Here is a 14839-nt window from a genome sequence, read left to right on the forward strand (position 1 = left end):
GGTCAGTGAAAATACTAATAGGCAAATTACCAAATTGTTATTAAAGAGAATGAAAACATGAAGAAAAAACAAATATTACGTATTGGTGTAGGTGGTCCCGTTGGATCAGGTAAAACGGCTTTATTGCGAGAACTATGCTTAGCCCTGCGTGATAAATACAATATGGCTGTGGTTACAAATGACATTTATACTCGCGAAGATGCAGAGTTTTTAACGCGTCATGATGCGCTTGCTCAAGATCGCATCATGGGGGTAGAAACTGGCGGTTGTCCTCATACAGCCATTCGAGAAGACGCTTCAATGAACTTAGCTGCCATAGATGAGTTACAAGGGCGTCATGCCGATTTAGATTTTGTGCTGGTAGAAAGTGGCGGGGATAACCTAAGCGCAACGTTTAGCCCAGAACTATCGGATCTAACTATCTACGTGATTGATGTTTCTGCGGGTGATAAAATCCCTCGTAAAGGCGGCCCAGGTATTACAAAGTCAGACTTACTCATTATCAATAAAATTGATGTGGCAGAGCTAGTAGGCGCATCCCTTGATGTGATGGACCGAGACAGTAAAAAAATGCGAGGGGATAAACCTTTATTTTTAGCAATATGAAAACCAAGCAAGGCTTGGCTGAGATAATCGACTTTATCGAAACCGAAGGCATGCTAAAGATATAGCGTTGTTTTTAGAAAAAATTAAAACCATTTATCGATATTTAAAGGAAATTACTATGAGAATTATATTATTTATATGCAGTATTTTATTAAGCTTCACAAGCGCTAGCTCATGTTGATCATGCTCTAGGTGAAGGTGAATTGCACATGGCTTATCACGTGATTTTTTATGTGCTGTTAGCCTTAGTTGTGTTTAAAGCTTACGGCTGGGTTAAGTCAAAAAAGGCTAAGCAAAAGAAAGATTAGCCCACTGCCAATTGGTAAAGGCCTACTCTAGGCCTTTACTCAGATTAATCTACAGACTCGACATTATCCTTGCATCGGGATTATTTGTAATTCTACGCGGCGGTTTTTTTGTCTGCCTGAAGCGGTATTATTATCAGCTACGGGTTTGCTCTCTCCAAAACCGAGTGTTTGCAATCTATTGGTGGAGACCTGAGTGGCAGACAAATAATCAGCCACGCTGTTCGCCCTAGCAATAGACAGTTTTTGATTGTATTGCTCGTTACCTTGATTGTCTGTGTGCCCTTCAATACTTAATTTAGTCTTTTCATATTCATTTAATACTTTTGATACCCCACCCAGAACAGCATAAAAGTTGGCAACTATTTCAGCACTATTTGTGGCAAAGGTAATATTCCCATGAATAGATAAGCGGATATTGTCACCTTCTCGATACACTTTTACTCCACTGTCAGCCAACTCTTCTCGAAATGCTTGTTCTTGCTTATCCATATATGAGCCAATTGCACTTCCCGTTAAGGCCCCTAATGCAGCACCCCAGACATAGCGTTTTTTGTCATTGTCACCCGTGCCTTTACCCGCCACCGCGCCAATTACTGCGCCGATGCCGGCTCCTTTTTGTGTATTATTCATGTTTGCACAACCGGTGAGCACTAAGCTTGATAAGCTGATGAATAGTATTGTTTTCTTAAATGAAGTCATGGATTCTCCTATCTGACTACTAAGGATTATTTCCTAATAAGGATCTCATTTACTTCAAAGCAGATATTGTTCCAATCAATATGAATGCCTATGGTTTGATTTTTATAGTTTAAAATCAATAGCTTAGATAGGTCTTTCTAAAGGTGCCGGACCTCTATCAATAACCATCAAGTGTAGACCTGTTATTTTTTACAGACTATAGATGTAAAAGTTACTGACTTTTAAGACTGGAAAGTCAGCGAGTTTTTGTAAGCACAAATAATGGTTGCTGACTTTACATAAAACGCTTTTCAATTTACTGAAAGAATGTTCGTTGCCCCCCGGTCTTTTACGCTAAGCCTAATGAATGGCATGTTGCCAATGCTATAGACTTTACGGTTACTGAGCTCTACGCGATACTATTTAATAAATGATCAATCCAACAACGTGCTGTTGAATTAACGCTGTATGTGGCTGTTAACTTTGGCAGCGATTACATTTAGTTGCTATGTTAGTGTTTATACTAACTAGTATTTAGTCATACCAAAGTTGTGTCATATTGGTTGGATAAATATGTTAAAAAGTGCAGCTAAATTTCACATCAAGGAAGGTGTTCTTAAATCCGAACGTCTATAGCGAGAAAATAACAATGTGGTTTACCAAAAAAGTCAAAGAATTAGAAAGTGAGTTAGCAAAAAAAGAACAACAACTAAAAGCTAAAGATTCATTGTTGCATGCTTTCTCAACGTCAATGGCAATCATTGAATTTACGCCTGACGGATACATTTTGAATGCAAATGAAAACTTTGCAATAGCTATGGAGTATCAATTAAGCCAAATCATTGGCAGTCACCACAGTATGTTTTGCAAGCCTGAATTAACTAAGTCTTCCGAGTATGCAGATTTTTGGCGTGAATTAGAGCAAGGAAAAGCAATGAAAGGTGAGTTTGAACGCTTAACTCATTCTGGTCATGTTATTTGGCTGGCCGCCAGTTATTGCCCTGTTTTTGACAATAGGGGTAAAGTCGAAAAAGTGGTTAAAATTGCTTCTGATGTAACAGATACTGTGACCCATATGCGAGAGCTAAGCAGTAAAGTCGATTCTGTGTCTCGTTCTATGGCTGTAATAGAATTTGATCTAAACGGTATTATCCTAAAGTGCAATGACAACTTTTTGCAAAGTACGGGTTATCTCGAACAAGAGATTCTAGGCCAGCACCATAAGATGTTTTGTACCCCAGAGCTGGTCAACTCCCTTGAGTATAGGACGATGTGGAGTAACTTAAATCAAGGACAATTTTTATCAGGTCGGTTCAAACGGCTAGGTAAAAATGGTCAGCCAATTTGGTTGGAAGCGACATACAATCCCGTGTTTAATGCGGATGGCGAAATTGTGAAAGTAGTCAAGTTTGCCACCGATATTTCAGACACCGTGGCATCTGCAGCCGAAGCAAGTCAAGTCGCCTATGAATCACTCATGAATACCGATGTTGTATCACATAAAGGCCTAGGAATAGTAAATGAGGCCATTCAGGCTATGGTGCAGGTTTCAGACGGTTTGGGATCAGCGGCCCAAAGTCTCAACTCTTTGAATAGCCAGTCCGAGCAAATTAGTAACATTGTCAATACTATTTCTGCCATTGCCGATCAAACCAACCTCTTAGCGCTTAATGCGGCGATTGAGGCGGCAAGAGCGGGTGAACAAGGCCGTGGTTTTGCTGTTGTGGCAGATGAAGTGCGACAACTTGCCGCACGTACTAGTAAGTCCACCGCAGAGATAGAAGAAGTGGTTAAAGATAACAATGCCCTTACTACACAAGCAGTGAAGTCAATGGATACGGTTGTTGCAAGCTCTAAGACGGGTATGGAATTGGTGGAACAAACAGGCGCTGCTATAAACGAAATTAGTACTGGTACTAAAGAGGTGGTTGAGGTAATCAAAGTTCAACTGGAAAATAACTAACCTGAGTTCTGGATAGGAAGTATCGTTTAAGCGAACCAATAGGCATGTCTATGAGGTAACGTAAGCGATATCCGCTTATTCTGTGCGGCTCGAGCTCGAAACAGCACTGGTTCTTTTTTTCTAATGAGTTATTCATTCACAACACTCATTCAAGCGCTTTGATTAAGCCCATACAGACTCTCGCTGAGTAGCCACTTATCATTACGGATTGGTATCAATCACCTCTCGTGCATGAGTTGGCATTTTAAAGAGCTAAAAAAAAGCCTCAATATTGAGGCTTTTTGCTCTTAGTGAATACTATTAACCGAACAATACTCGGTTAACTTTGTTTTCTAACAATTCTTGATGACCACTTTCATGTGCCGGATAAATGTCGTTATCTACTGCATAAGTCGCTAAAGACTCTAAGCTATGCTCACCTTTAGAAATTGCTTTACCTAAATCACCATTCCAATTTCTATAGCGCTGAGAGACAGCTTCACCTAAGAAATCATTTTCGATGATGGCCGCTGCTTTTTTCAGAGCTAAAGCAAGGTGATCCATACCACCGATATGACCATAGAATAAGTCTGCTGGATCTGACGATTGACGACGTAGTTTAGTATCAAACATAAATCCGCCATTTTCAAAGCCGCCAGCTTTTAAAATGTCGGTCATGACGAGTGTCAATTCTGGTACGTCAATTGGGAACTGATCTGTATCCCAACCGTTTTGCGCATCACCACGGTTAGCATCAATTGAACCAAATAACCCTAGAGAGATAGCCGTGGCTATTTCATGCTGGAAAGAATGGCCGGCTAGCGTTGCGTGGTTAACTTCAATGTTTACTTTAAATTCGTTTTCTAAACCAAACTGCTTCAAGAAACCGTATACAGTCGCTGTGTCATAGTCATATTGATGCTTAGTTGGCTCTTGTGGCTTAGGTTCAATCAATAATGTACCTTTAAAGCCAATTTTATGTTTGTGCTCAACTACCATTTGCATGAAGCGACCCATTTGCTCGCGCTCTTGACGTAGGTCTGTATTAAGTAGAGATTCGTAACCTTCACGACCACCCCATAATACATAGTTTTGTCCACCTAAACGTTTAGTAGCATTCATTGCGTTACACACTTGTGTTGCAGCATAAGTGAATACTTCTGGGTTTGGATTGGTTGAAGCCCCCGCTGCATAACGAGGGTTACTGAAGGCATTGGCTGTGCCCCACAATAACTTCATGCCAGTTTCTTCTTGTTTTTGTTCAAGAACATCGGTCATTTGTGCGAAGTTATTCACATATTCTTTAATGCTATTACCTTCAGGAGCAACGTCAATGTCGTGAAAACTATAGTGTGGAATACCTAACTTTGAAAAGAATTCAAACGCCACATCAGCTTTTTGTTTGGCTCGTTCCATAGGATCGCCATAGCTTTAACCATGGGCGATTAAAGGTGCCTTGACCGAATACGTCGGCACCATCCCAACAAAAATTATGCCAGTAGCAAGCGCCAAAACGTAGGTGCTCTTCCATGGTTTTACCTAGTATTTTCTCCTGTGCGTTATAGTGATGAAACGCTAATGGATCTGATGAATCGGGTCCAGCATATTCAATTTTTGGATGTTCTTAAAATATTCAGCCATGTGGCTCTCCTACTGTTGGTAAGTTGTAGAACAGTTGTTGTTCAATTGTTAATCGTTTAACTATCATCTGCTATAAATAACGGATGCTCAATTATGTTTTCTGGGTAAAGATTTGTTCTATTTAGTTTTAAAATAAGTCCGCAAGTTGCGTGTACAGCTGTTGAAACTTAAGGCGGCGCTTAGCATATAAATCCGCGTTAACTGCATTGGGTTCAAATACCGCCTCTAAGTCCGGTTGAGGACATATTTGCTCTAGGGTTTTATCTGTATCAATGGCCAGTTGCGCGAGTCTAGCAGCACCTAACCCGGGGCCAACATCACCGCCTTTACGGTAGTTTACTGAGCGCCGTAATACATCGGCTAACAATTGACGCCAATATAGGCTTTTAGCACCGCCACCAATTAAGGTGATCTCCTCGGCATCTACCCCCGATGCATGCAAACATTCCACACCATCGGCAAATGCAAAACTAACGCCTTCTAACACACTATGAGTCAAAGTGGCTTGATTTGTGGAATGTGTTAATCCAAAAAAGGTGCCTGTAGCCATTGGGTTATTGTGCGGAGTGCGTTCGCCGCTTAAATATGGCAAAAATATTGGAGCATTGGCTAAGTCAATGTCTGCTTGGGCTAATTCTTCCAGTAGGTTAGCGACTGGCTTTTGGGCAATAGAATCTGCGTACCATTGTAAACAACTAGCGGCACTTAACATCACAGACATTAAATGCCATGTATTCGGTAGAGCATGACAAAAGCTGTGCACTGCTGATTCTGGGTTCGCTTTAAAGCCATTAGTTACTGCGAAATACACCCCAGATGTACCCAGCGATAACATGGCTTGACCGGGTTTAACTATACCGACACCCACTGCGCCAGCTGCATTGTCACCGCCTCCAGCGACAACAGGTACAGGCTGCATATTCCAGCGAGCAGCGATATCTTCATTCAGGGTACCGGTAATTTCTGAGCCTTCATATAACGTTGGCATATTGGCTTCTGATAAGTCACAAGCGGCTAATAATTCAGCATGCCATTGGCGTGAATTGACGTCTAACCACATTGTTCCCGCGGCATCAGACATATCAGAGGCAAAGTCACCAGTCATTAAAAAACGTAAATAATCTTTAGGCAGTAGCACTTTGTCTACTTGGGCAAATTTGTCAGCTTCGTGGTTTCTTACCCATAATAATTTAGGAGCAGTAAATCCAGGCGATCACAATGTTACCTGTGATTTTTTGGATGTCAGGTACTTGTTGCTCAAGGGCTTTACATTCTGCTTCACATCTTCCGTCATTCCACAAAATAGCGGGGCGAATGATATTGTGTTGAGCGTCAAGTAGTGTGGCGCCATGCATTTGCCCAGCAAGGCCAATTGCTTCTACTTTTTGTAAAGGATGTTTGCTACTAAGGATATCCATAGCGGCACAAAAGCCATCCCACCAATCTTGAGGATTTTGCTCAGACCAAAGTGGATGAGGACGGCTCACTTCAAAAGCGCTAGATGCGCTATCAATGATGTCGCCTGCTGCATTTGTTAACACTATTTTAATACCTGAAGTGCCTAAATCTACGCCTAGAAACATTTAATATCTCCTGAAAAGTTTTAAACACTATACCAAAGGGTGTTAGTTTTACAGAGGGTAGGAAGTGAAAACGAAATTAAATAACGAAATAAAGTAAAAAATAACTAGCGAACAACGAATATCATTTGTAACAATGATGTTATCGAATATACAAGACGTTATGTCAATCTGGAGTTATTTATGTTCCAAGCCAAACATAGTATTAGTTTGTTGTTTAATGCCAATAAAGTGTATGACCGTCAAGTAATTGAAGGGATTGGTCACTACTTACAATCGTCAAAAGTTGACTGGGATATTTACCTTGAAGAAGACGTATTAACACGCCTTGATAACATAGATGAATGGGCTGGAGATGGCATTATTGCCGACTTTGATGACCCAAAAGTACAGTCGGCTTTGTTAAATGTCAAAGTGCCAGTTATCGGCGTTGGTGGATCATATTCAAATGTTGACGACTATCCTGATGTGCCTTATGTGGCCACTGATAATTTCGCGGTAGTCAAATGCGCATATGAGCACTTGAAGAAAAAAGGCTTAGAGCGTTTTGCATTTTATGGCTTTCCAGCGGATCAAAATCATAGATGGGCGGTCGAGAGAGAACAAGCCATGATTAAACTTTGCAAAGAAGACGGTTACGATTGTTCTATTTATCGTGGGCATCCAACACGTCCCGAAACATGGCAATACACGATGAACCGTGTCACAGATTGGATCCAAGGGTTGCCTAATCCGGTTGGTATTGTGTCGGTAACAGACGCGCGAGCGCGACATTTATTGCAAGCATGTGATCATATTGGAAAACTTGTGCCTGATAACATTTCTATAGTGGGTATCGATGATGATGACATTGCCCGATATTTGAGTCGGATCAGTTTAAGCTCTGTTACCCAAGGCTGTTTTGACATGGGCTTCCAAGCGGCCAAGTTGTTGCACCGACACCTAGATAACCCTGCTTTAAAAAACAAGCGCGTATTAATCCCCCTTTGGGCGTATCAGAACGTCAGTCAACTGACTTCAAAGCTCTTAGGGACCCGTTTGTTATTCAAGCCATGCATTACATTCGACAGAACGCCTGTCGCGGGATCAAGGTTGATCAAGTCTTAGATTTTGTTGGGGTTTCTCGATCGAATCTAGAACAACGCTTTAAAGACGAACGGGGTCATAGCATTCATGCCGAAATTCATAACGAAAAATTAGCTAAAGCGAGTAAATTACTAAAAGAATCGGATATTCCAACCAGTGAAGTGGCACAAATCTGTGGCTATCCTTCTTTGCAATACATGTATGCAGTGTTTAAGAAGCACTACAATAAAACGCCGAGAGAATTCAGAATGGAAGAATCGGTAGTGCCAGAAAGTGAATAATGAAAGGCGCAGGACGAAGTCTAGACCGTATTAGAGCCAAGATATTTTTGCATCAAATCTTCTAAATTTTTATGCTTTACGGGCTTAGTAATATATTCGTTCATCCCCATTTCTTTGGCTTTTTCGTGATCTTCTTTCATCGCATTAGCCGATAAGCCACAAATGATTAGATCTTTGTGGCCTTGTTTTCTAATTTCTTGTGTCGCTTCGTAGCCATCCATGATAGGCATTTGTATATCCATTAAGACAATATCGTAGTGAGGGGAGTTCGCTAATTTAGTTACTGCCTGTGAGGCCATCTTCGGCAACGTCAAAGGTAACACCAAGAATTTTCAACATCTCTCCAACAACCGCTTGATTAATATAGTTATCTTCAACTAACAATACGTGGCCTTGGAATGCTTGTTGCGTCATTGGTCCTAGCTTTAATCGATTAGGGTCAGTATCAGTAGATGACTGATCAAAAAGTTGTAATAAAAACTGCGCCGCTTGATGGGGTAAAAATGGGTGCGATAAACATTCTACTGACCACAATGAGGTTAACTGTGCAGGTAAATTACTTGGTTGGGAGTTGGTAATAAATCCTATTTTGTCGGTTTTTTCTTTCACTTTTACAATTAGTTCATGAAACGTTTTGAACGCAGGTAAACTTGCTACATCGATTAAAATAGCATCCTTAGCGGTAATGCGTTCAATGTTCTCAGATAGACTGGATAGTGGATACTGATGGTAACGTGGGCATATTTTCTTAATATATTGACTACTTAGTAGTCCATTATTACCGTCTACAAAGTAGCAGAGGTTACTTGAAGTAATGCCACAATCAGGCATAAGGATTGCCGCTTCTTTTTTATGTTTAAGAGGTAAAGAAACCGTAAAGGTAGTGCCTTTGCCAGTGTCCGATTCTAAATCTATGCTTCCTTGCATCAGTTTAACTAATTGTTTCACAATAGTTAATCCTAGACCTGTTCCACCGAAATTACGGCTAGTTGAGCCATCTGCTTGGGTGAATGATTCAAACACTTTATGCACTTGCTCTTGGCTCATGCCAATGCCCGTATCTTTTACCTCTAGGATGAGATTAATCGTTTCTGCATCTATGCCGGCACTAAAGTCAACATCAATACTGACTTTTCCATAATTAGTGAATTTAACTGCGTTACTGCATAAATTAAGCAAAATTTGTGTCACACGTAGTGGATCGCCTATCAACTCTGTAGGTAAGTTGGGATTGACGTAAAATAAGACGTTTAGGTTTTTCTCTTTAGCCCGCGTTGAAATATTAGCTATGGTGTTTGCCAACACTGAATTAATCGAAAATTTGACATTTTCAATATCAAGTTTTCCCGCTTCTATTTTTGAAAAGTCCAAAATGTCATTAATCAAGCTTAATAGAATTTTCCCAGAGTAGGCTACCTTATCCAACTTTTCCCGCTGCTCGCTGGTTAAATCTGAGTGCAGTAGTACGTCTACCATGCCAATAATACCGTTCATAGGGGTGCGTATTTCATGACTCATATTGGCCAAAAACATACTTTTCGACGCAGTGGCTTGTTCGGCTTCTTTATTTGAGATGATAAGTTGCTGGTTCAGGGCTTCTTGTTTTGAGTTGAGGGTTTGTGACTCTTCTAGTAAAAACGTGGTTTGCTTATTAATCTCGTGGAATACAGTGGCTGACTGAGCAAGTTGTCCTATCTCATCGCGCCGATCTAAGCCTTCAATAGTATCGATATATTGCCCTTTGGCTAATTTTTGGAATATTTCGGTAATACGTTTAATGGGTACCATGATCCTGTAGACTAAAAATAATGCGGTGCTTAGTGCTAACAAAATGCTAAAGATCGAGAATATATCATTGCTCTTTTGTGTCTTTTCGACAGAGTGTTTGACATTCACATTCGTGGCAGTGAGGTTTTCAGTGACTAACCTATTCAGTTCTCGAGCGAGAAATAAAAACTCATTTGCCGAGCCGGCCATCACTACATTCACTAAGAATAAGTAGCCTCGAGTAATTTGCGATAATTGCAAAAAGTTTGTTTCGACCTGTAACAATTTGTCTAAAACAATTTGGCCCTGCGAATTTTGTGCTAACTTTTCAGAAGCAATTTCTTTGGCTTTAGCCAAATGTTGTTGAAACAAATCAACTAATTCTTGCTCTGGAGTGACAATATATTGCAGCAAGAAATTCTTTGCTCGCGCTACGTGATAACGAACTTGATCAATAGACGTTTGGCTATTTGTTGCATATTCTAAATCTAATTGTTCAAATACGGACTCTAACTCAGCCAGCAGCCCTACTTGGTATATATATTGGCGTTTTGTTCTGCCGATCACTACATTGGTAAAGTTGTCGTCATATTCTTTTAGATGAGCGCGCATTCTCGATATGTAATCTAAGTACACCTCTTCATTTTCTTGTGCAAATATCAGTTTCTCAAGTGAATTTAAATTTTGCTGATTTTCTTTCATTAAAGTGTTGAATCGATTAATGGCTGATTCGCTAGCGGATTCTTTGTAAACTAATACATTACGCTGCAAATCGATAACATCTCTTTCTAACTCTCTAACTAGACTCACTTTGACAACGGCGGTTTGAGTCTGGTCTAGACTATCTACATAAGATGATTGAATACTTCTAGACAAGAACACCTGCGTTATTAACAACAGGGTCAAGATAATTGACACCAGTATAATCTGAGCTTTTATTGTTTTGAGCACGTTCTACCTTACAAATAACCTAATTATGAGCTAATAAATTCATACCATTTGTGCATACTATAATCGTAAGTAGGCATGGCCGTATTCCAAACTGCGATATTACTAAATCGCCTAATGTAGCTTCCGCCTGAGCGTACTTCACCTTTTTTAACCGCAACTTTTCCATCTGTACTCAGAAGGTTTTCGGTGGCTCGTTCTCCTTTATACCAGTAATTCCATTCGGCTTGTGAAAGGTGTTCTTGTGAACGTTGGGGGTTCGAAATATAGTAACCTTGTCGGGCGATAAACGCTCCCGGCCATCCCGACAACCACCAATTCATATATTCATATGCGGCATCTTTACTTCGACCTTGGGTGGCGGCTGATAAACACATAACGCCATGCCAAGCTCTATAGCCCTCTTTAGGGGCAGCATAACGAACCGGAATACCTTGCCCGTTTAGTGCTGAAACTGCTGGCGAAAACATACTGCCTATATTGGCTCGTCCAGTGCGTACAAAATCCACAGATTCGGGAACAGAATTCCAAAATCCACTAAAATGGTTCTGGTATTTTAACCCGATCAATATTTTGAATAACCCGTCAAGGTCTGACTTACTTAAGTTACCAATATCATCAAATTGAATGAGGCCTCGTGCTTGGGCGGCTAAGGCTAAGTCAAATACGCCTATAGAAGGGGCGTTGACAATAGTGACTTTACCTTGATGTTTTGGATCCAGTAACCAGCCCCAACTTTCTGTCTTATATGCTTCTCCAGCTGGAATAACTTGAGTGTTATAACCAAATGAGTCCACATTATGTACGTAAGGTAAAAAGCTCAACTCGTCGGTGTGGTTTGTACCTAACTGGCCATCTTTTTGAATATGTAATATTTTATTAGGCGCATCTCCGGCCCCAACCTTGGCTGAGTCGCTGATTTTTCCGGTTTTACATAGAGGGTTTATTTCATCCCAGTAGGTGAGCCTTTTTTTATCGATGCTTTGAATGGTACCAGCGTTCCACAAAGGTCGAATGCTATTAGACCATTGTTCATATAAATCAAAGGATTGAGCTTGCATAGTGGCCTTTTGTAAAACGGCCGCGCTGCCTTTAGGTTCGAATATTATGTCAATACCCAAGTCTTCCATGGCTTGTAGTCGAATGACTTCTTGCAGGGTGACATGGGTACCAAGCACTCTTATTTTTTGTTCGTTGTTTGGCAAAAACGTAAGGAGCCTGAGCAATGGCCGATACCCCTATTGCTGCTGAGCCCAAGGTTTTTAGTGCTTGCCTTCGAGTCACCTTTGCAGGCAAATCCAAAGAGTGGTCCTTTATTGCTTTGTTAGCCATGATTTTTTCTCGTAAAACATGAATACTCGCTAGCCATTACATTAAAGTAAGCGTGCAATAAGTACAATTAATTCCTTTAGATTTGCCTATAAACTATTGATGTTACACCAATAAGGTCTACTACTGTTTAGTCGACATAAAACTTATGCTGAAATTTCAACGTTTTAGTTTGCCTGCCATCAGTAATGTCTACTGATATTCTGTATTGTTCTTGGTCGCTAAATGGTAGTGGTGCTAGGTAATAAATGGCATCACCTTCTTTCACTTCTTTAAATGCCAATTGTTTCACTACGCCGAGTAAATTCTTAGCGCTACCGGTTAATGCCACCGATTGAGCAGACTTTGATTGACTATCAAGCACTGATATGTTGATTAAACCATTATATTTACTACGCACTACACCATATTGCTTGGCTATTTCAGGAGTTAAAAAAGTACTGTTTATTGCAATGTAATGTACATCCCAATTGGCCAATTTTACTTTTTTGTTCGGCCAAAGCTTGTCCCGGCAACAACACAGTAAAACTTGCCCATATTGCAAATAGCCAACTCAATTTCAATGCTTTAAAAGATGCCAAAAATATCACCCAATAATTTTTGTAAAAATAATAACAACAATATAACGACCATTACGGATAAGTCTAAGCCACCCATTTCTGGTAAGCGTCTACGTATAGGGGCTAACATGGGTTCAGTTAGTTGATTTAAAACCAGTTCCATGGGGCTGCGCCCCTGGCTGACCCAGCTCATAATGGCTCGTAAAATTAATGTATACATAATGACTGTGATGGTTTCCTTCAATACAATCACCGATGAAACAATGATCAGAGAAAGCGGATTTATTCCGGTCCCGTTTACCACATAACTGAGGACCACTAATTTTAGTCCCGCCACTAAAAAGGCCAATACTAACGTCGCCGTATCTAATCGGCCTATTGAAGGCAAAATTCTGCGCAGAGGGCCTACTATTGGATGCGTTGCTTTAACTACAAATTGGCTAAAGGGATTGTAAAAGTCAGCTCTGGCGAATTGGAGCCACAAACGTAAAATGACGACCATAAGGTACAGGTCGAAAATCGTGCTAATCAAAAATTGTACTGAACTCATATACTGATTTTCCTAACTTTAAAACAAATTAGCCATTTCTTCAGCACGCTTAACGGCTGCTTGCATAGCGGTGGCGACAACCTTCTCTAAACCTTGTTGTTGAAAAGACTCTATCGCTTTGGCGGTGGTGCCACCTTTGGATGTAACTTGGGTACGCAACGCTGACAATTCAAGTTGGGGATTGTGACAAACCATTTCTGCCGCGCCTAACATGGCTTGTTGAACCAGCAAGCGAGCAGTGTGATGGTCAAATCCTTGTTGCTCAGCCTCTTTTTGCATGGCTTCTAAAAATAGGAAAAAATAAGCAGGGCTACTGCCAGCCGCAGCGATCACTGAGTCGATGAGTGATTCTTTATCTACCCAAGCAATTTCTCCAACTTGCGCCATAAGGTCACCAGCAAACTGTTTGTCGGCAGCTTGAATCATTGGCTCAGCAAATAATCCTGTCATACCTTTGCCTAGCGCGCTTGGGGTATTGGGCATAGTGCGAATAATCGTCTCATGGCCTTGTAACATTTGTTGCAACCTTGCTGTTGGTAGACCTGCTGCAATTGATACAAAAAGTTTACCGGCTAGAGGTTGGTGTTTGGCTAGCGCGGCGCATACTTGTTCCATCAGTTGTGGTTTAACTGCTAATACAACTACCTCTGCAAATTCAAGGGCAAGGTTATTATCTTGGGTGGTTTGAATAGCAAAATCGCTATGCAATGCTTCGAGTTTTCCAATTGAAGGATTGCTGGCCATGATGAGTTCAGCAGGGTAGCCATTGGCTACCAGGCCACTGATGATGCTTCTGGTCATGTTACCTGCGCCGATAAACGCTATTTTCCGTTGTTGCATATTAAAATGTACCTAATGGTTAAATATATATTTAAATTCGAGAGCCAAATATATCAGTGCCGACTCTGACCATAGTGCTGTCACAGCTAATTGCTGTATGCATATCACCAGACATCCCCATAGATAATGTATCTGCACTGGGATACTGTTGTTTTAGTTGAGTAAACAAATTGGCCATTCGCCTAAAGCTTAACTTTTGATCGGATTTTAACTGATTGGCTTTGGGTATGGTCATTAGACCACGAAGTACCAAGTTTGGCATGTCTTGAATTGCTTCAGCTAAGTCTGCTACTTCTTCTACCGTAACTCCCGCTTTATTTTCATCAGAATCGATATTCACTTGGATACATACATTTAGCGGTTTATAAACCGAGCGCTGATCATTCAACCTTTGGGCTATTTTAAGGCGGTCGATGGTATGTACCCAATCAAAGTTTTCAGCCACTAGACGGGTTTTATTCGATTGTAGAGGTCCAATGAAATGCCACTCAATATCGCCTAGGCTTTCTAAGGTTGTTATCTTCTCAACGCCTTCTTGCACGTAGTTTTCACCAAATAAACGTTGCCCTTCCTCATACGCTTGAACAATATCAGATACTGGTTTGGTTTTACTTACGGCTAGTAATTTCACCGAATTTAATGGACGATGCGCTTCTAGAGTCGATCGCTGAATGCTTGCTTGTACGCTTTTTAGTCGTTCTGCTATTGTTTCCATACTAGATC

Annotated in this window: 8 protein-coding genes and 6 pseudogenes; 4 read left to right on the plus strand and 10 right to left on the minus strand. The window is 40.8% G+C overall.

Going from position 1 to position 14839, the window contains the following annotated elements; all coding sequences use genetic code 11:
- Nucleotides 1–57 precede the first annotated feature (57 nt).
- A pseudogene (gene ureG, locus RS130_RS09580) lies at nt 58–671 on the plus strand (urease accessory protein UreG).
- Between the two features lie 306 nt (nt 672–977).
- Here ureG and RS130_RS09585 read toward each other — a convergent pair.
- The gene (locus RS130_RS09585) at nt 978–1613 is read right to left on the minus strand and encodes a YiaD family glycine zipper/OmpA-like lipoprotein (RefSeq protein ID WP_316025776.1); all 636 of its coding nucleotides are present in this window, start codon (nt 1611–1613) and stop codon (nt 978–980) included.
- 628 nt (nt 1614–2241) lie between these two features.
- Between RS130_RS09585 and RS130_RS09590 the strand changes: the two genes are divergently transcribed.
- Nucleotides 2242–3555, plus strand: a complete 1314-nt coding sequence (locus RS130_RS09590) for a methyl-accepting chemotaxis protein (protein WP_316025777.1) — start codon at nt 2242–2244, stop codon at nt 3553–3555.
- Nucleotides 3556–3855: 300 nt separating this feature from the next.
- On the opposite strand, the pseudogene xylA reads toward RS130_RS09590, so the two are convergent.
- Both xylA and xylB read right to left on the minus strand, forming a co-directional pair.
- Nucleotides 3856–5175, minus strand: a pseudogene (gene xylA, locus RS130_RS09595) (xylose isomerase).
- Between the two features lie 127 nt (nt 5176–5302).
- Nucleotides 5303–6758, minus strand: a pseudogene (gene xylB, locus RS130_RS09600) (xylulokinase).
- Between the two features lie 180 nt (nt 6759–6938).
- Between xylB and RS130_RS09605 the strand changes: the two are divergent.
- A pseudogene (locus tag RS130_RS09605) lies at nt 6939–8122 on the plus strand (XylR family transcriptional regulator).
- Nucleotides 8123–8142: 20 nt separating this feature from the next.
- Here the strand turns inward: RS130_RS09605 and RS130_RS09610 are convergent.
- The 3 genes and pseudogenes from RS130_RS09610 to RS130_RS09620 form a co-directional block, all read right to left on the minus strand.
- Nucleotides 8143–8421, minus strand: coding sequence for a response regulator (locus tag RS130_RS09610; RefSeq protein ID WP_316025778.1), 279 nt, complete (start codon nt 8419–8421; stop codon nt 8143–8145).
- Nucleotides 8399–10765 (minus strand): ATP-binding protein, encoded by a 2367-nt coding sequence (locus RS130_RS09615; RefSeq protein WP_316025779.1) that lies wholly within the window; start codon nt 10763–10765, stop codon nt 8399–8401. Before RS130_RS09615 ends, RS130_RS09610 begins: the two co-directional genes overlap by 23 nt.
- Before the next feature lie 98 nt (nt 10766–10863).
- Nucleotides 10864–12121: pseudogene (locus RS130_RS09620) on the minus strand (ABC transporter substrate-binding protein).
- Here RS130_RS09620 and RS130_RS09625 point away from each other — a divergent pair.
- Nucleotides 12063–12191 (plus strand): hypothetical protein, encoded by a 129-nt coding sequence (locus RS130_RS09625; protein ID WP_316028143.1) that lies wholly within the window; start codon nt 12063–12065, stop codon nt 12189–12191. The pseudogene RS130_RS09620 and the gene RS130_RS09625 overlap by 59 nt on opposite strands.
- Nucleotides 12192–12296: 105 nt before the next feature.
- Here the strand turns inward: RS130_RS09625 and RS130_RS09630 are convergent.
- The 4 genes and pseudogenes from RS130_RS09630 to RS130_RS09645 form a co-directional block, all read right to left on the minus strand.
- Nucleotides 12297–12723 (minus strand): annotated as a pseudogene (locus RS130_RS09630) (DUF4426 domain-containing protein).
- A gap of 10 nt (nt 12724–12733) precedes the next feature.
- Nucleotides 12734–13276 carry a YggT family protein gene (locus tag RS130_RS09635; RefSeq protein WP_316025781.1) on the minus strand — a complete coding sequence of 181 codons (543 nt, stop codon included), beginning with the start codon at nt 13274–13276 and terminating at the stop codon, nt 12734–12736.
- A gap of 18 nt (nt 13277–13294) precedes the next feature.
- Nucleotides 13295–14116, minus strand: coding sequence for a pyrroline-5-carboxylate reductase (proC, locus tag RS130_RS09640; RefSeq protein WP_316025782.1), 822 nt, complete (start codon nt 14114–14116; stop codon nt 13295–13297).
- Nucleotides 14117–14147: 31 nt separating this feature from the next.
- The gene (locus tag RS130_RS09645) at nt 14148–14831 is read right to left on the minus strand and encodes a YggS family pyridoxal phosphate-dependent enzyme (RefSeq protein WP_316025783.1); all 684 of its coding nucleotides are present in this window, start codon (nt 14829–14831) and stop codon (nt 14148–14150) included.
- Nucleotides 14832–14839: the final 8 nt, after the last annotated feature.

It is taken from the genome of Paraglaciecola aquimarina, from assembly GCF_032464635.1.
GTDB classification, from domain to species: Bacteria; Pseudomonadota; Gammaproteobacteria; order Enterobacterales; family Alteromonadaceae; genus Paraglaciecola; species Paraglaciecola aquimarina.